Origin of the sequence: Halalkalibacter sp. AB-rgal2, from assembly GCF_041821005.1 — a bacterium.
Lineage (GTDB): Bacteria > Bacillota > Bacilli > Bacillales > Bacillaceae_D > Halalkalibacter.
Window position 1 is genome coordinate 242,749 of sequence record NZ_JBGUAV010000004.1, and the last position, 16,832, is coordinate 259,580.

At 37.3% G+C, this 16,832-nt stretch carries 19 protein-coding genes; 8 read left to right on the plus strand and 11 right to left on the minus strand.

Translation table 11 applies throughout. The features are described 5' to 3' along the window. Positions 1 to 64: 64 nt before the first annotated feature. A complete protein-coding gene (cyoE, locus tag ACERJO_RS05605) occupies positions 65 to 997 on the minus strand; it encodes a heme o synthase (RefSeq protein ID WP_247103797.1) in 933 nt (310 codons plus the stop codon). A gap of 288 nt (positions 998 to 1,285) precedes the next feature. Here cyoE and ACERJO_RS05610 point away from each other — a divergent pair, with 288 nt between their 5' ends. Next, positions 1,286 to 2,179: a COX15/CtaA family protein gene (locus tag ACERJO_RS05610; RefSeq protein ID WP_247103796.1), complete on the plus strand. Its 894-nt coding sequence runs from the start codon at positions 1,286 to 1,288 to the stop codon at positions 2,177 to 2,179. Positions 2,180 to 2,332: 153 nt separating this feature from the next. On the opposite strand, the gene ACERJO_RS05615 is transcribed toward ACERJO_RS05610, so the two are convergent. Together ACERJO_RS05615 and glsA are read right to left on the minus strand one after the other, a co-directional pair. Then, a complete protein-coding gene (locus ACERJO_RS05615; RefSeq protein ID WP_247103795.1) occupies positions 2,333 to 2,614 on the minus strand; it encodes an Fpa/YlaN family protein in 282 nt (93 codons plus the stop codon). 113 nt (positions 2,615 to 2,727) lie between these two features. Beyond that, on the minus strand, positions 2,728 to 3,654 hold the full coding sequence (gene glsA / locus ACERJO_RS05620) for a glutaminase A (RefSeq protein WP_373646840.1): 927 nt from the start codon (positions 3,652 to 3,654) through the stop codon (positions 2,728 to 2,730). An 80-nt stretch (positions 3,655 to 3,734) separates the two neighbouring features. Between glsA and ACERJO_RS05625 the strand changes: the two genes are divergently transcribed. Then, positions 3,735 to 4,241, plus strand: a complete 507-nt coding sequence (locus ACERJO_RS05625; protein ID WP_247103793.1) for a peptidyl-prolyl cis-trans isomerase — start codon at positions 3,735 to 3,737, stop codon at positions 4,239 to 4,241. Between the two features lie 37 nt (positions 4,242 to 4,278). Here the strand turns inward: ACERJO_RS05625 and ACERJO_RS05630 are convergent, their stop codons facing one another. Then, complete coding sequence (locus ACERJO_RS05630) at positions 4,279 to 5,607, minus strand: PhoH family protein (protein WP_247103791.1); 1,329 nt, start codon at positions 5,605 to 5,607, stop codon at positions 4,279 to 4,281. Between the two features lie 256 nt (positions 5,608 to 5,863). Here ACERJO_RS05630 and ACERJO_RS05635 point away from each other — a divergent pair, with 256 nt between their 5' ends. Further along, positions 5,864 to 6,022 carry a YlaI family protein gene (locus ACERJO_RS05635; RefSeq protein WP_081728141.1) on the plus strand — a complete coding sequence of 53 codons (159 nt, stop codon included), beginning with the start codon at positions 5,864 to 5,866 and terminating at the stop codon, positions 6,020 to 6,022. A gap of 186 nt (positions 6,023 to 6,208) precedes the next feature. Here ACERJO_RS05635 and ACERJO_RS05640 read toward each other — a convergent pair whose 3' ends face one another. Beyond that, the gene (locus ACERJO_RS05640; RefSeq protein ID WP_247103790.1) at positions 6,209 to 6,544 is read right to left on the minus strand and encodes a YlaH-like family protein; all 336 of its coding nucleotides are present in this window, start codon (positions 6,542 to 6,544) and stop codon (positions 6,209 to 6,211) included. A 23-nt stretch (positions 6,545 to 6,567) separates the two neighbouring features. Next, entirely contained in the window at positions 6,568 to 8,406 is a 1,839-nt protein-coding gene (typA, locus tag ACERJO_RS05645; protein ID WP_247103787.1) for a translational GTPase TypA, read from the minus strand. A 319-nt stretch (positions 8,407 to 8,725) separates the two neighbouring features. Here typA and ACERJO_RS05650 point away from each other — a divergent pair, with 319 nt between their 5' ends. After that, positions 8,726 to 8,923 carry a DUF5325 family protein gene (locus ACERJO_RS05650; RefSeq protein WP_247103784.1) on the plus strand — a complete coding sequence of 66 codons (198 nt, stop codon included), beginning with the start codon at positions 8,726 to 8,728 and terminating at the stop codon, positions 8,921 to 8,923. Between the two features lie 28 nt (positions 8,924 to 8,951). Here ACERJO_RS05650 and ACERJO_RS05655 read toward each other — a convergent pair whose 3' ends face one another. Further along, positions 8,952 to 9,752: an inositol monophosphatase family protein gene (locus ACERJO_RS05655; protein WP_247103783.1), complete on the minus strand. Its 801-nt coding sequence runs from the start codon at positions 9,750 to 9,752 to the stop codon at positions 8,952 to 8,954. A 164-nt stretch (positions 9,753 to 9,916) separates the two neighbouring features. Next, positions 9,917 to 10,111: a hypothetical protein gene (locus ACERJO_RS05660; RefSeq protein ID WP_373646841.1), complete on the minus strand. Its 195-nt coding sequence runs from the start codon at positions 10,109 to 10,111 to the stop codon at positions 9,917 to 9,919. A 261-nt stretch (positions 10,112 to 10,372) separates the two neighbouring features. On the opposite strand from ACERJO_RS05660, the gene ACERJO_RS05665 reads away from it, so the two are divergent. Further along, positions 10,373 to 11,005, plus strand: a complete 633-nt coding sequence (locus tag ACERJO_RS05665) for a YktB family protein (RefSeq protein ID WP_373646855.1) — start codon at positions 10,373 to 10,375, stop codon at positions 11,003 to 11,005. 56 nt (positions 11,006 to 11,061) lie between these two features. On the opposite strand, the gene ACERJO_RS05670 is transcribed toward ACERJO_RS05665, so the two are convergent. Continuing rightward, on the minus strand, positions 11,062 to 11,340 hold the full coding sequence (locus tag ACERJO_RS05670; protein WP_247103774.1) for a UPF0223 family protein: 279 nt from the start codon (positions 11,338 to 11,340) through the stop codon (positions 11,062 to 11,064). A 160-nt stretch (positions 11,341 to 11,500) separates the two neighbouring features. Between ACERJO_RS05670 and ACERJO_RS05675 the strand changes: the two genes are divergently transcribed. Continuing rightward, entirely contained in the window at positions 11,501 to 12,973 is a 1,473-nt protein-coding gene (locus tag ACERJO_RS05675) for an aminotransferase class I/II-fold pyridoxal phosphate-dependent enzyme (RefSeq protein ID WP_252120652.1), read from the plus strand. Positions 12,974 to 13,046: 73 nt separating this feature from the next. On the opposite strand, the gene ACERJO_RS05680 is transcribed toward ACERJO_RS05675, so the two are convergent. Together ACERJO_RS05680 and ACERJO_RS05685 are read right to left on the minus strand one after the other, a co-directional pair. Further along, positions 13,047 to 14,186: a M23 family metallopeptidase gene (locus tag ACERJO_RS05680; protein ID WP_373646842.1), complete on the minus strand. Its 1,140-nt coding sequence runs from the start codon at positions 14,184 to 14,186 to the stop codon at positions 13,047 to 13,049. Positions 14,187 to 14,262: 76 nt separating this feature from the next. Beyond that, positions 14,263 to 15,102, minus strand: coding sequence for a polysaccharide deacetylase family protein (locus ACERJO_RS05685; protein WP_373646843.1), 840 nt, complete (start codon positions 15,100 to 15,102; stop codon positions 14,263 to 14,265). Positions 15,103 to 15,262: 160 nt separating this feature from the next. Between ACERJO_RS05685 and ACERJO_RS05690 the strand changes: the two genes are divergently transcribed. Both ACERJO_RS05690 and ACERJO_RS05695 read left to right on the plus strand, forming a co-directional pair. Further along, positions 15,263 to 16,303, plus strand: coding sequence for an FUSC family protein (locus ACERJO_RS05690; protein ID WP_247103767.1), 1,041 nt, complete (start codon positions 15,263 to 15,265; stop codon positions 16,301 to 16,303). Positions 16,304 to 16,435: 132 nt separating this feature from the next. Beyond that, positions 16,436 to 16,825: a hypothetical protein gene (locus ACERJO_RS05695; protein WP_247103760.1), complete on the plus strand. Its 390-nt coding sequence runs from the start codon at positions 16,436 to 16,438 to the stop codon at positions 16,823 to 16,825. Positions 16,826 to 16,832: the final 7 nt, after the last annotated feature.

Here is a 16,832-nt window from a genome sequence, read left to right on the forward strand (position 1 = left end):
AATTCAACCTCACTTTCATACGATCATTCGTATTAATGTTTATATCTTTAGTCGGTTCATATCCTTAAATATGAACAACAACCATAAGAACAAATAGTATTGTTAAATAATTAAGTGAATACACAAACATATACCGAGCCCACTTAATGTCATCCTTCATTTTGAAGCCTGCTAATCCTAACAATAGCCAACCCAATCCTAAAGCAGAGGCAACGATCGTATAAACAATCCCAAATGGATATAGCATAAGAGACACTGGCAACAAAGCCGCTACATAAACAACAATTTGTCGTTTTGTCATCGCGAAACCAGCAACGACCGGAAGCATCGGAATGCCCGCAGCTCGATACTCTTCCACACGTTTCATTGCTAACGCTAAAAAATGAGGAGGTTGCCAAAAGAACATGATAAAGAATAACAACCAAGCATATGAGTGTAAGCCACCGTCTACAGCTGCCCACCCAATAAGTGGTGGTACTGCACCAGAAAAGCTACCGACAATTGTATTTAACGTCGTTGTCCTCTTCGTCCACATCGTATAAAGTACAACATAGATAAACAAACCGATCAACCCTATAACAACAGCAGATGCAGTCGTCAGCGAAAGAAAAGCTAGACCAGCAGCAGCTTGTACTAACCCTAATACTAATACTTGATTTGCTGAGAATCGACCTGTCACTGATGGACGTTCCTTTGTTCTTTCCATAATATGATCAATATCACGGTCAATATAATTGTTTAATGTACAGCCGCCTGCCATCACAAGTGCTGCACCCACTAGTGCAAAAATCATCGTTGAAAGCTGAGAACCTAGGCCTACTCCTGTATAGACTACCGCTAAATAAAAGCCAGCAAATGTCGTAATCAAATTAGATGTCACAATTCCATGCTTAGCTAGAACTAAATAATCTTTCCAAGACTTTTGATGACTTGTAGTTATTGGTGAGTCAGAATTGATCACCTCAGTTGCTTCAAATGCCGTATTTGACTTATTCATCCATTCTTCACCTCCTTTAAAGGTAACAAGCCACATTATAAAAAATAATTAGGTGCATAACCCTATCACCTAATAACGAGTACAGTGACATTATATCTTAAAATCTTACGAGTTTCACTAAAATCATCAGGTTCACATTTTCTTCACAATTATGTATGTCATAAAATCTTCATCTTTGTTAAATTGACTTTTCTCATGATTCTACATAAGATCAATGGGTAAGTAGTCACATACCATAGCTTACTCTAGCATATTTCGGAGCATTTTTATAGAAGAAAGGTGATGTCTATGCATAAAAAATTAAAAATCTTTGGTACATTAACCTCAATTGGTGTGTTAATCGTACTCATTCAAGGCGCACTCGTTACAAAAACAGAGTCCGGTGAAGGCTGTGGTGCTACTTGGCCCCTTTGCTTTGGAGAAGTGATTCCAACAAATCCTGCTATTGAAACAATTATTGAATATAGTCACCGTATTGTTTCTGGTTTGGTAGGAGCACTTATCATTATACTTGCCTTATGGTCTTGGAAGCAGTTAAAGCATGTAAAAGAAACAAGATTAATGGCAACACTTGCAGTCATTTTAATCATATTCCAAGGTCTCTTAGGTGCTGGTGCTGTTGTTTTCGGTCAATCAAAGGCGATTCTCGCTTTACATTTTGGTATATCAGCGATGTCACTTGCTGCTGTCGTCTTACTAACCGTTCTAGCCTATGAAGACTCAAAGGGGTCCCGTGTATTAGTTCATGTATCGAACCGCTATAAATATTTTGTCTTTATGACGATCACGTATTGTTATGCTGTTATTTATACCGGGGCCTATGTGAAGCATACACAGGCAACACTAGCATGTTCTGGGTTTCCATTATGTAACGGCATGCTTTTCCCTGGGCTTGCTGGGCCAGTAGGCGCACACTATTTTCACAGGGTAGCTGGTACCCTTCTTCTACTCGTCCTTCTCGCTTTGATGCTCTGGACGGTTAAACATTATAAGCATGAACGAGTATTATTATGGGCAACGATCCTTTCTTTTGTACTTGTAACTGCACAATTAGTCAGTGGTATATCTGTCGTATTTACAGAAAATGAAGTTCTTTCAATTGGTTTGTTACATGCGCTCATCATATCCGTACTGTTTTCAGTACTTAGTTATGTTGTTATGGTTCTACTTAGAAAGAACTAGTTATCATTAAAAAGCTGACCCTATATCGTTTTTAGCTTTACCTATCAAACCAATATTAAACATTTAATATTAAGTCTTATACAGTCACATTCTTTGTATAGATTTTATGAGATAAATAAAAAGTCAAGCTACCATCATGGATAGCTTGACTTTTTATGCTCTAGTTGTAGAATCATGAAGATCTGCTAATTTACGTTCTAGTTCATCTAGAATCTGCTTGCCATCTTCTTCTTCTATTAAGCCTAATCGGACAGCAAAATGAATCTCCTTCGATAATCCGAACATCTGTGTATCTAGGACATCCTCATATAAAGGGCATTGAGGCATTGTTAAATTTTCCATTTGTACCTCAATTAGCTGCCTAATTTTATCCGCATCTGATTTCAGAAGGGCAAATGCTTTATCTCTATCTTCAGTCAACATTTTAGCTGACATCTGGACCCCTCCCTCATGAATAATCTTGTCTTAATAGTATCTTTTCTAGCAAGAAAAAGCAATGATTTTAATCAGAAACATTGGTTATAAGAATCATTCTCATTTATCCATATCTAAAAAATACTTAATTCGTATCGTTCAGAAATAAGCTCAAGTAATTTCATTCCAGCAATGCTATTTCCTTTTTCATCTAGGGCTGGACCATAGATCCCTATCCCCATCTTATTCGGGACTGCACAAAGAATTCCACCTGCCACACCACTCTTAGCTGGAATTCCAACTTTAATGGCAAACTCACCAGATGCATTGTACATGCCACAAGTAACCATGAATGTCTTTACAATTCTAGCAACGTCTGCGGGAATCACCTCTATTCCATCTTCATTTTTACCTTTGTTCGCTAAAACATAGCCAATTCGGGCAAGGTCCTCACATGAGACTTCAATTGCACATTGCTTCGTGTAAAATGATAGCAATTCCTCTACATTTTCGGTAATGACACCATGTTGCTTCATGAAATAAGCTAGAGACCGATTTAAGTCTGCAGTCTCAAATTCTGACTGAGCTACATCGGCACTATATGTCAAAAAATCATTACCACTAAGCTGACAAACAAAAGCAATTAACCGATCTACCTTTTCATTTGCGGATTCACCTAATATTAATGAACTGACGGCTAGAGCACCTGCATTAATCATTGGATTTAATGGTTTAGATGGCTTATGAGACTCAAGCTTGACGATTGAATTAAAAGGATCACCAGTAGGCTCCATTCCAACTTTATTGAAAACCACATCTTCACCATGATCGATCAATGCTAGCGCAAGTGTTAAAATTTTAGATATACTTTGAAGCGTAAAACGTTGATTGTAATTTCCTTCACTAAAGCACGTAGATTGACCATCAAATATTGAAACAGCTATATCGCTCGGATTCGCCTTTGTTAATGCAGGTATATAATCGGCAAGCTTCCCATTTTCTGTATGTACGCGTGCGACCTCAACCATTCGCTTTAATTCAGTTCCATATTCACAGACCACGTTTATCCCCCCATATGTGACAAATCTATTGAAACCATTTATACTTTATTGAGACACAACATGTCAAGGGGGATACGTTTATGCAAGAATTTGTTTTTTTCATAGAAGGTCATGTCCAGCATCCTTTAACGATTGACCCAACCGTTTGGATATTTGATGAAAGGAAGGTTGATTTAGATACATACTTCAATGAACAAGCTAATAACGAAGACGAGGATACGATTTATAAGAAAGAGATCTCTGCTCAATGGGACAAAGAAATCCTTGAAGGCTCTGCGCCACCTCGCCTTCATACAAATGGGAATGAAATTAAGCATAAGAAGCAACGAGAAATCAATGGGAAATATGCAATACCACTGCTCCCTTTTATCGAAAATACAAAACCTACTCAAACACCGACATTTATTGAAATAGAATGCAAGGAGCAAACTGTCACACTACAATATGCTCAAGTGAAAAAAGCCCTACTTGGTTTTGCTAAGGAAGGGAAACCATTACATGAAGATGGCCCCGTCCATCTCTACTATGGCGACGGCTCTAATGTAAATGATCCCATTCGTCATATTAAGAAAATAATTGTCCATTAACTACGATTATGTTGAGGGTGGCTTTGCACCCCCTCAACTACAACAAATCAGCAGCGAGCTGAGCTAGACCTGATCTTTCTCCTTTTACAAGCTTAATATGTCCACTTACCGTTTGATCTTTAAATTGTTCCACAACATAAGTGAGCCCATTATTGTATTCATCCAAGTAAGGATGATCGATCTGCCCTGGATCACCCATTAGAACAAGCTTGCTCCCTTCACCAACACGAGTTAATATTGTCTTCACTTCATGCTTCGTTAGATTTTGTGCCTCATCAATAATAATAAATTGATCTGGAATACTCCTTCCACGAATATAGGTTAGTGCCTCTACTTGAATCGATCCCATCCCTGCCAAAATTTGATCAAGCTCCCCAGGCTTTTTAGTATTAAATAGAAATTCTAAATTATCATGGATTGGCTGCATCCACGGTCGTAGCTTTTCTTCTTTTTCACCTGGTAAAAACCCTATATCCTTCCCAAGAGGAACGACTGGTCTTGCCACTACTAATTTTTTATATTTACCTAAATCTTCTGTTTGCATCAGACCAGCTGCCAGAGATAGTAACGTCTTACCAGTCCCTGCCTTCCCTATCATTGTAACTAAATGAATGTCATCACGTAATAGTAGCTCTAGAGCCATACGTTGCTGGACATTACGTGAGCGAATACCCCAAACTTGTTCAGGTTCATTTAAAAAAGGCTTTACGTTCTTACCATTTGGTTCAACCTTACCTAATGCAGAGCTTGAGCTCCCAAGTGCATCCTTCATAATAATAAATTGATGAGGGTAAAAGGGATGTTTCGTTAATTCCGATATTGTAATTTCTCCTTTTGCGTAAAAGCTCTTCATAACAGTCGAATCCACATATACTTCTACATATCCTGGGTAAACATCTTCAAATTCTATCACACGATCACTTAAGAAATCTTCAGCAACTAATCCAAGAGCATCTGCTTTCACACGAACGAGTGCATCTTTACTAACTAAAATAACCTGCTTACCATCCTCCTTCTCCATTTCTTCAAGCATTAGATTTAGAGCGACTGCGATAATTCGATTATCATTCGTCATTTCAGCAAATGAGTCCTTCAATCTTAAAAAGGACTTATGGTTCAGTTCTACTTTTAAAACCCCACCAGATTGTAAATGGACACCTTCATGTAATTTGCCATCACCTCTTAATTTATCTATACATTTTGAAAACTTGCGAGCATTCCTTCCTATTTCATCCATGTTCCTTTTTTTTGAATCTAATTCTTCAAGTACAACTGCTGGGATTACGATTTCATTATCTTGAAAGGAATAAATCGAATAAGGATCTTGCAAGAGCACGTTCGTATCCAAAACGTAAATTTTCTTCAACATTCTTCCTCCTGACTAGAGTTTCACTATCACCGGATTCGTTATCTCGCTCTTAGCTGTTTGTAGAAATGTATGATCAAGCTTTTTAATCTAGAAGGAAAAAGTATGCTCGCTTTTATATTTTATACAGTTCGATTTTTAGGTAGATGTATATTTAAAGTGGATTTTCTAGTCTCCATTGCTTACAATATAAGTAATAGCGAGAAAACAAGTGGGTCCTTCTCGTTTGTTTGCTGTTATAAGGAGGAGTAATAACATGAGAGTTAAATGCGTGCTATGTGATAAAATCGAAAAAATTTCAGACGAACTACCATTGGCAAAACGTTTACGAAATAGACCGATTCATACGTATATGTGTAACGAATGCTATGATCGAATTAAGGTGAAAACCGAACAACGTCGCCAATCACAATAAGGATTGGACAATTTTCTTAATTGCGTCGTCCTGAGTAGTACAAAGAAGTTGGGAATTTCAGAAAGTGGAACGAGAGAACCAGACTCCTCCTAGATTAAACCTCTAAGAATTTTATACATTCTTACCTTACAGCAAAAGGGATGTCCCAAAGGTTAAAAACATACCTTTTCGGACATCCCTTTATTTTTATGTTTCTTTTTTCTGCTGACGGTGCAAGTGTAAGCGAAATCGATAAATACCTAAAACGAGCCCTGAAATAATTAACACGACAATGATTGGTGCCCCAAAGAAAAATTCTAGAAACCAAAGCACAAAGCAACCAATAATCAATGTGATATAGACAAGAACCCTTTTTAAAATTGGCAATTTCTTAGCAAACCCTAAATTAAAAACAATGATTGCTAAAGCAACGATAGCCAAAAATCCATAAAATCCATACCAGGGATTTTCAGTTGTTGCTCTCATTAACCACGTTAACTGTTCTAGATTCTCCTCAGATATTTGTGGACTACCGACCAACATTTACGGTCACCTATCCTTTCTATCTACCCTTTACCTGAAAGCTTACGTCTTTTCTCTTCACGTTCACGCTCTGATTTATTCAAGATTTTCTTTCTTAGGCGAATCGACTCAGGTGTTAATTCACAATATTCATCTTCATTCAAATACTCTAGCGCTTCTTCTAATGTCATAATACGAGGTTTTTTCATTGTCACCGTATTTTCCTTCGTTGCGGAACGTACATTCGTTTGCTGCTTCATCTTCACAATATTAACAGCAAGGTCATTATCTCGAGTATGCTCACCAACAATCATTCCCTCATAAATCTCTGTTCCAGGTTCAACAAAGATCGTACCACGGTCTTCGACTTGCATAATGCCATATTGACTAGCTTTCCCTGCTTCCATCGAGACGAGGACTCCTTGTCGACGTCCCCCCACTTGACCTGCAGCAATAGGTGCATAGCTGTCAAAGGAATGATTGATAATTCCATACCCTCTTGTCTGTGATAAGAACTCCGTCGTATAACCAATTAAGCCTCGGGCAGGAACTAAAAACTCTAGACGAACTTGACCACTACCATTATTCGTCATATTAAGCATTTCACCTTTACGCTCACCTAATGACTCCATAACAGAACCTGTATACTCATCAGGAACATCGATTTGAACCCGCTCCATCGGCTCACACTTCACTCCATCAATTTCACGGATAATAACTTCAGGCTTCGAAACTTGAAGCTCGTAACCTTCTCTTCGCATATTTTCAATTAAAATTGATAAATGGAGTTCTCCACGGCCTGAAACAACCCAAACATCTGGAGATTCAGTATTTTCAACACGTAAACTTACATCGGTTTCTAGTTCCGCTTTCAAACGTTCTTCTAGTTTACGAGCTGTAACGAACTTCCCTTCTCGTCCAGCAAAAGGGCTATTGTTCACTAAGAAAGTCATTTGCAATGTAGGCTCATCAATTCGAAGAATCGGTAGTGCATCTTGGTGTTCGAGCGGACAAACCGTTTCACCGACATTAATCTCCTCCATACCAGAAACCGCAATTAAATCTCCAGCTTTTGCTTCTTCTATTTCTATACGTTTCAGACCTAAGAAGCCAAACATCTTAGTAACGCGGTATTGCTTAACTGAGCCATCAAGTTTCATTAATGCTACTTGCTGACCAACTTTAATGGTTCCTCTAAACACACGTCCAATTCCAATTCGACCGACATAATCATTGTAATCTAACATCGTTACTTGGAATTGTAGTGGTTCATCACTATTATCTACAGGTGCAGGAATAGCATCTATAATCGTTTCAAATAGAGCTGTCATCGTTTCATCTTGCTTTTCTGGGTCTAGACTCGCTGTACCATTAATAGCCGATGCATAGACAACAGGGAAATCTAATTGATCTTCTTCGGCCCCTAAGTCAATAAATAAATCCACCACTTCATCAACAACCTCTAACGGCCGAGCAAAATCACGGTCAATTTTATTCACAACAACTACAGGTGTTAGCTTTTGTTCAAGTGCCTTCTTAAGAACAAACCTTGTTTGCGGCATACAGCCTTCATACGCATCAACAACGAGGAGAACACCATCGACCATTTTCATGATCCGTTCTACTTCACCACCAAAATCTGCGTGTCCAGGTGTGTCCATAATATTAATTCGCTTGTCATTATAGCGAATAGCTGTATTTTTAGCCAAAATGGTAATTCCACGTTCTTTTTCAAGAGCATTGGAATCCATAGCACGTTCATCGACTTGCTCATTTTCACGGAACGTCCCGGACTGTTTTAATAACTGATCGACTAAAGTCGTTTTACCATGATCAACGTGAGCAATAATAGCAATGTTACGAATATCGTTACGAATGGTCATTTTGTATTTTCTCTCTCCTTATGCGTTCATTAACTGTACAAGTATAACTTGTCCACACTCTATTTAGCAAGATTTTCTTCGATAATTCAACAACCTTTACAGATCTTTCATGTTTTTTCGTTACACACAAATGATATATTTCGTTCTTTTCTAAAAAATATTTGCGCGATTTGACACATTCAAGCCTTTTTCTTTCTGTTAGAAAAAGGTACACTATAAGAGCCTGTTCAAAAAGCACCAAAGAGGCCATTCAAAAAGGAAAAACCTCCCTTTTTGAACAACTCTATATTAGTGAATATGCATATATAAGGGGGCACTAATGAAGAAAGAAAATGTCTTATTTTTATTATTAGCTGTTATTACCGTCATTTGTATCATGAGCATTGGTGTAGCAGTCGCAGAAAAGAGTATGCTTATTTTTATTTTATCTATTATCGGTATTTTCTTGGCGATGGGATTAGGATTTACGTTAAAGAAAAAAATAAACGAGCGCGAAAATAAAGAACCTGATGCATAAGCTGCACCAGGTTCTTTTGTGATTCAAGCTAATGATCCTCACCTAAATACAAAGAGATAATTTCTTTATGCACATGAGGCTTTCCAGCAATAAATGTGCCTGGCTCTAATAAGCTTAAACGGTCTCCTTGAAAATTTGAAGCTCTACAACCAACTTCTTCAAGTAAAACTAAGCCGGCCGCATAATCCCACGGAGATAATTTCACACTTATATAGCCATCTAATCGATCAGCTGCTAAGTATGCTAGTTCAATCGCTGCCGATCCAATTGAACGAGTACCACGTACATCTCGTACAAGTGCTGATAAAGGATTTCGATAAGGGTTTCTTCCCTCAATTAACCACCGAGCATTAATTCCGATAATCGCTTCTTCAACAGGTCTTTCTTTAACAGGAACAAGTGGTTCTTCATTTAAAAAAGCACCCTTCCCTCGAACAGCATGAAACAGTTCATCTGCCATTACATCATAAATTAAACCAACCATACCTATACCATCTTGATAGACTCCAATTGAAATGGCAAAATTATATTTCTGATGAATAAAATTCATCGTTCCATCAATTGGATCGATTAACCAAACTGTCCCTTTTAATGATTGTAATTCTTCCGCAATTCCCTCTTCTCCGAGAAAAAAATGTTCCGGAAACGCTTCCTTAATTTTATGATAAAAAAACGATTCTATTGCCTTGTCCACTTCTGTTACAAGATCATTTGGATTTGATTTCGTTTCAATATGTATTGACGAAGCAAACGAACTCTTTATGATCTGCGCTGCTTCATAGATCCATGATTTTGCTACCTTTTCAATTTCACACCAATCATTTGACATCACATCATACCTCCTCATTGTTGAAATGAACCTTTTGACTTCCTTCCATTATGACGTGAATGACCATATTGAATCAAGTATGAGGTAGCACGACTTACTAGTTTTTTGAAAAATGAGAAAGAGATGCGCTTGAAGTCAAACTTCCTTTGCACATCTCAATACGTTTAACGGAAAAATCCATATTCTACTAATTCTGCATGAAGCTGTCTTAGTCTACATTTAGCAGCCTTCATTTCATCTAAATTTTCTGTTGCCATTGCATCATGTAAGGTAACAAGCTCATAATCTATTTCGAGACGCAACACAGGGATTCTATCTCTTCCGTCTTTTCGTTTCAACGTATTCATTACTTGTTCCATTTGCTACACTCCCTTTTTTCAATGGCTCGAATAACTGTCATTAATAGTTAACTAAATTTTCAGTTATTTATAGTTATTATTTTAAGTGAATTTTCAGAAAAAATCAAGAGCAACGACAAAAGAAATGAGGAATAGGGGGAAATTTTTATAATGCACATCTTTTCGACACAGCGTGAAAATATGATAATATAAAGGAAATCAGTCATGACTATTTTGTTATTAACAATGGCTAAAGGAAATGAACAACAGGAAAAGTGAGGTATAAATATGAGTGGTTTTACAAAGGAAGATTTTCACGTTTTTCAGTTAGAAGGATTAGATGAGCGAATGACTGCCATCCAAAATCAAATTCAACCCAAATTCCAAGATATTGGTTCACAATTAACAACTGATTTATCGATGTTGATTGGAAATGAAATGTATTTACACATTGCTAAACACGCTAGAAGAAAAGTAAATCCACCAAACGATACGTGGTTGGCCATCGCTGACAACAAGCGCGGCTATAAAAAACATCCCCATTTCCAATTAGGATTATTTGATGACCATCTATTTATCTGGTTGGCGTTCATATATGAGTTACCAGCAAAATCAGCCATCGCCAATTGTTTTCTAAATGAATTAGACTTATTTTCTTCGCTTTCAAACGACATGGTTGTTTCATTAGATCATATGAAAAAGGACGCGAAACCATTAGTTAACTTTTCTGAAGAAGAATTAAAGCAATCTCTTATTCGTTTAAGGGATGTGAAAAAGGCAGAGTTCTTAATTGGTAAACATTTAACACCTAATGATGAGGTTGTTCAAGACAAAGAAAAGCTAGTGGAGTATGTAAAACGTACGTATGAAGAATTATTACCTTTATATCAATTAGCGATGAGTGCAAATGAATAGAGCATATTTCAACTGCTTATGTGTTCCAAAAGGCCAAAACCCTTTGGAACACTTTCTTACTTTTGACGCTCACTTTTAATCATTTGATCTTGACTTTCTCTTGCTCGTTTCACCACTTGATATGTCGATATATTGAGTTCTTCATCGTACTGCTTACATAACGTCTTCTCTTCGCTTTTGCTAGGAACGATTTCTTTAAAACGGCGATATTTATGTAGAATCGTTTCGCGGTTTATTGGCTGCTTGTACGTTAATTCAATACATTCAAAAAACTGAATAACATCAACCACTTCTTCCGTACTCCAGTCTAAAGAAATTGGTAAAGATCGATCCATCTTATTCACATCCTTTCTTTGTTTATTATCACCAATTTTGACACCCTAATCAACGAGGAACTATCGAATCAAAAAACAAAAACATTCTAGGAATTATAACTTATTTCTGATATACTCATTTTGTTTTAGCGATGATTATTATACAAAAGAGGTGAACCCGTTGTCTCGACAACATCTTACACCGTTGTTCACTGGTGTTCGTCAACACGCAGAAAAGCAACCAATCCAATTTCACATCCCTGGTCACAAACAAGGAGCAGGGATGGACCCTGAATTTAGACAATTTATTGGCGAAAATGCACTTGCAATAGACTTAATTAATATTGCACCGTTAGATGATTTACACCATCCAAATGGAATCATTAAAGAAGCACAAGAGTTAGCAGCAGAAGCTTTTGGAGCTGACTTCACTTTTTTTTCCGTACAAGGTACGAGTGGAGCTATTATGACGATGATTATGGCTGTATGTGGGCCAGGGGATAAAATTATTGTCCCACGCAACGTACATAAATCGATTATGTCTGCCATTATTTTTTCTGGTGCTACCCCCATCTTTATACATCCAGAGATTGATGAGAACCTTGGAATTTCACACGGTATAACGGTTGATTCAGTAGAAAAGGCTATACATGCACACGCTGATGCAAAAGGGCTACTAGTGATTAATCCAACTTATTTCGGAATATCAGGGAATTTAAAGCAAATTGTAGAATTGGCTCATTCGTATCAAATCCCTGTTCTTGTTGATGAGGCCCATGGTGTTCATATTCATTTCCATCCTGACTTACCACTATCAGCTATGCAAGCAGGGGCTGATATGGCAGCAACAAGTGTACACAAACTTGGTGGATCAATGACACAGAGCTCGATCTTAAATGTAAAAGAAGGACTCGTATCTCCTAAAAGAGTACAAGCAATTATCAGTATGCTCACAACGACATCCACGTCTTACCTTTTGCTTTCATCTCTAGATACAGCTCGTATGCAACTTGCAACAAAAGGCGTAGCATTACTAGATGAAGCCATTCGGCTTGCAAATGACGCCCGCAAAGAAATTAATGATATAAGCGGCCTTACTTGTGTCGATAAAGACATTCTCGGTACTCCTGCAACCTACGATATGGATCCGACCAAATTGATTATTTCTGTTAGACAGCTAGGCATTAGTGGGCATGATGTTGAGCTTTGGTTACGCAAGAATTATTCAATCGAAGTCGAACTTTCTGATTTGTACAACATTTTGTGCATTATTACACTCGGTGATACGAAAGAGAAAATTAATAAGCTAGTTGATGCTTTAAGACATTTAGCCTCCGAAAAAAAAATACAACCGAATCAAGATCATAAACCTGTATCAGTACCGAATATACCTACTTTATCACTATCACCACGTGATGCCTTCTATGCTGATACCGAGATTGTTCCATTTTCAAAATCAGCGGGACGTATTATTGCCGAATTCATTATGGTATACCCACCAGGAATTCCAGTATTAATTCCAGGAGAAATTATTACAACTGACAATTTGCAGTACATTACAGAAAATCTTTCTAATGGCTTACCTGTTCAAGGACCAGAAGACGAAAGCTTCAACACATTACGAGTGATTAAAGAACACAAAGCGATTCAGTGAACGTAAAAAAGCAATTTAGTTACTGACCTTTAAAAACCTGCATGAGCAATAATAGCTCATGCAGGTCCCCTATTCATTCCCAAATACGTTGTAATATCGTTGATGTCTCATCTAACGTAAAAGGCTCCCAAAATAATTCGCCATATATGAGTAGATCTTGATGTAAATGAAGGCCACCCATTTCATCGCCATTAACAGAGAAGCTTGTACCTGTATTTCCTACATAACCAATAACTGTTTCAGCATCTACCGTGTCACCTACTTGCAAATCTTCGGGAATTCCAGATAAATGAGCAAATCGATTCATGACACCACCTGGATATTCAACCCATACTTGCATACCACGCAATCGATCAAAAATGTATTCCGGAGTATCTTGTATTTCAACCGTATAAGCTAAATCTTCATTGCGCTCCTCAGGAGATGAATATTCCTTAAAGTCATGATCAACACGAACGACAACCCCTTCCCCCATCGCATAGATAGGAGTTTCTGGTGTAATCGCTTCACCTGTAGCATAGCCATACCAATCAATTCCTTCATGAAACCCATTGCGATAATCTCGCGGTGCACCAGGCAAATGACTAGGCTGACGACTCACTTGAGCTCCCTGAATAGGGCTTTCGAGAAAAGATAGATAGTCAACCATTTCATCTACATCCCAATCAGACATATCAAAATCTTCTGGTGGACCTCCTACTCGTTCTGTTGGACCATACCAGTGAAATTCTATCGTTTCTCTTTCTATTTGAACTGGAATATCTAGCCCTTTCTCAATAAATGCAACGGGAAGAAAAACAGAATAATCATCTTTTTCCTCCACTATAGTTAAATGAATTTCATCGGTTGCAACATATTGTCCATTACGCTCTAATACAGGAACTTCATCTATTAAATAAAAGGAGTCATCGTTTATTGTTATTTCAACAGTACGATGCACGTCATCAAAATCATATTCTCCACCAATTATATCTAATAAATCATCTAGCATAAAGTGTGGTTGATCATTTAGCCGTTCCATAGATAAAAGTTGAAGTGAATCATCCACTTCTGTTGATCCTTCCTCTACATCATCTTTTTCTTTAACATCTTGTTGCTTTGTCTCAGCTGCCTTATTTTCATCCATCTCTTGTTCTTCTATAGGCTCATCATTCATTTGACAACCTACTAAAAGAATGAAACATGCAGAGAGTAACCATCTCGACTTTAACACGCCTTAGATTCCCCCTAAATTATCATATGACGATTATTTTACCTTGCTCTCATTTGATTAGCAAGTAGAGATTTTCCTACTCCACCTTAATAAGTGTTGGGTCGACAACTTCATATCCTTTTGCCTGAAGTCCATGTACAATTTTCTCCAACGCATCAGCCGTCCATTTTCGATCGTGCATAAGTAAATTCGCACCATTTTGTAATTCTGGCGCATTTACCATTATATCGGCCAACGGTTCAGGATCTAGGTAATCGGTTTCCCAATCATATCCATACGTCCAGTTCATCCTCGTCATATCTAGCTCTTCTATTAATTCATTCGAAACATCTGTATTATCACCAAATGGTGCACGATAAAAACGCGGATATTCACCTGTAATTTCATAAAGAATATCGTTAAGCTCGATTATTTCGAAATGTTGTTCTTCTTCTGATAATTCGCTCATGTTCGGATGATTCATCGTATGATTTCCGATTTCAAAGCCCATCTCATGCAAACGTTTGACGACTTCCTTCCCCTCTTCATTAAGAAGATGACCATTCACAAAGAAAATTGCATTAACACCTAATGTATATAACGTCTCTGCCATTTCCATTGAATGCTTAGCAGGAGCATCATCAATCGTTAATAAGACAACCTGTTCATTCCCCTCATCAATTGGTTCTATATTCCAATTCGCTTCATTTACGCGGTAATAGTTAGACTCTTCAACTTCCTCTTTCTCTACATTTTCCGCGCGCTCGTCATCATCTTCTTTAACACCTTGCACATCTTCATCTATTTGTTCATCTTTTTCATTTGCTATTTGATGTTGCTCATCTAATTGATTCTCATCAATCTCCTCATCTACTGTTTGTTCGCATCCAATAAGAAAGCACAAACAAAAGATCACGATCCAATATAGATTCCTCATTTCCTTTCACTCCTTCACCTCCATAAGTATAACAGGAATTTATTTATGACATACTATAAATATCACTTTTTGTCATAAATACTAAAAAAGGCTTATTGGGGAATGCACTGAAAAAGTTTGATTTTAACTTTTTTGGTGACTTCTTATTGGGAGGATGATTATGAAAGGATGGATTGGTAGACGCGTATTAAAAACAGGCTTGTCTGTCTTCATTACGGCGACCATTTGTCACTTCATTAATATCCCACCGACTTTTGCAGTTGTAACAGCGATTGTGACGATCGAGCCGACAGCAGCTGATTCAATAAAAAAAGGTCTAATTCGATTACCTGCCGCTGCTATTGGAGCCATGTTTGCTATTTTCCTAACAAAGTTGTTAGGCCCAACACCCATCACGTATGGCATCGTTTCTATATTGACGATTATGGCTTGCATGAAGCTAAAACTTGATACAGGGACTCTCGTCGCCACACTAACAGCCGTTGCAATGATACCAGCCACTTCACTAGATTTGGTTTCAGACTTCGCTCAAAGAATTACAGGGACTTCTATCGGTATTATCGTTTCTACACTTATTAATTTTCTTATTTTACCACCACAATTCGGGCCAATTCTGTCTAACAAAGTCAATTATTTATTTTCACAAACTGCTCATTGTATTCATGCCATTATGGAAGATCACTTTAATCAAAATGAGCAGAACCAAACATTACATTACCGATTATTACAAGATGATCTAATAAAAGCTTATCAATTTATTCATTTTCAAATAGACGAGTGGGTATACCGTCGATCAACAGAATTAGAAAGAAGATCATTCAGCTATTTGCAAAAAAAAATGGACTATTTACATTTTATTCTTTTTCATTTGGGTAAATTAGCTCATACCCGAGTTAACCATCATTTTTCGAATGGAGATCAAGAGGTGTTACGGCGAGCAATTGATTCATTTTCGGCTATATTAATGGACCCTTATCACCAAGTTACGACAGAACATTATATTTGTTTAGAACAGTTAAAACAACTTTTAAACAAGCATAAGCACGAAGATTTATTTTTACATCAAGTATGTCGTGAGCTGTTATCTCTTCAAAGAGTGATGAAAGATTTAACTCAAATTACAAGTGATGAAAGGCGTGTATCAATTGAAGAAAAGAGTTATCCCTCTTATATTTTTAACAAACCATCTTTAACTGATTAATTTTACTCTTTTCCTGAATTTATGCAAAATATTTCTATTTCATTACATTTTTGTTACTTAGCTATTAGGGACGTTCTTGCATGCTAAAATGGAGAAACAATGCTAGTCAGTATGCAAAGGAAGTGAACTGCGTTGGACAAGTACATCATGGTCTTTCTGTTAAGCTCTATGTTTATTCTAACTGCTTGTGTTTCCGTCGCCTCCACCGAAGAAAACCCTTTAAATCATCCGGATGATGAAATGGTCACTGTCCTATTTTCGGACTCTACCTCCATACAGGATGAAAATACATATTATGATGCATTCTTAACATTACAACAACATTTCGAAGATGAAATGCTCACATTTATTATTGTTGATCTTAATGAACGAGATGTAATTAGATATTTTGAAATCAATGAGTTTCCAACAATGATTGTAGTAACTGGCGAAAATGAACACCTACGTATGGAAGGAATCCTTACAGAAGAAGAAATTATTACAGAGCTGTTTGATCTGTTTTTAGAGGAGGAGACACCTTAAATGGCTA

Coding starts and splice junctions, on each gene's coding strand:
- cyoE (WP_247103797.1), bottom strand. CDS start 997: ATGAATAAGTCAAATACGGCATTTGAAGCAACTGAGGTGATCAATTCT.
- ACERJO_RS05610 (WP_247103796.1), top strand. CDS start 1,286: ATGCATAAAAAATTAAAAATCTTTGGTACATTAACCTCAATTGGTGTG.
- ACERJO_RS05615 (WP_247103795.1), bottom strand. CDS start 2,614: ATGTCAGCTAAAATGTTGACTGAAGATAGAGATAAAGCATTTGCCCTT.
- ACERJO_RS05625 (WP_247103793.1), top strand. CDS start 3,735: ATGCAAGAATTTGTTTTTTTCATAGAAGGTCATGTCCAGCATCCTTTA.
- ACERJO_RS05635 (WP_081728141.1), top strand. CDS start 5,864: ATGAGAGTTAAATGCGTGCTATGTGATAAAATCGAAAAAATTTCAGAC.
- ACERJO_RS05640 (WP_247103790.1), bottom strand. CDS start 6,544: ATGTTGGTCGGTAGTCCACAAATATCTGAGGAGAATCTAGAACAGTTA.
- typA (WP_247103787.1), bottom strand. CDS start 8,406: ATGACCATTCGTAACGATATTCGTAACATTGCTATTATTGCTCACGTT.
- ACERJO_RS05650 (WP_247103784.1), top strand. CDS start 8,726: ATGAAGAAAGAAAATGTCTTATTTTTATTATTAGCTGTTATTACCGTC.
- ACERJO_RS05655 (WP_247103783.1), bottom strand. CDS start 9,752: ATGTCAAATGATTGGTGTGAAATTGAAAAGGTAGCAAAATCATGGATC.
- ACERJO_RS05660 (WP_373646841.1), bottom strand. CDS start 10,111: ATGGAACAAGTAATGAATACGTTGAAACGAAAAGACGGAAGAGATAGA.
- ACERJO_RS05670 (WP_247103774.1), bottom strand. CDS start 11,340: ATGGATCGATCTTTACCAATTTCTTTAGACTGGAGTACGGAAGAAGTG.
- ACERJO_RS05685 (WP_373646843.1), bottom strand. CDS start 15,102: ATGAGGAATCTATATTGGATCGTGATCTTTTGTTTGTGCTTTCTTATT.
- ACERJO_RS05690 (WP_247103767.1), top strand. CDS start 15,263: ATGAAAGGATGGATTGGTAGACGCGTATTAAAAACAGGCTTGTCTGTC.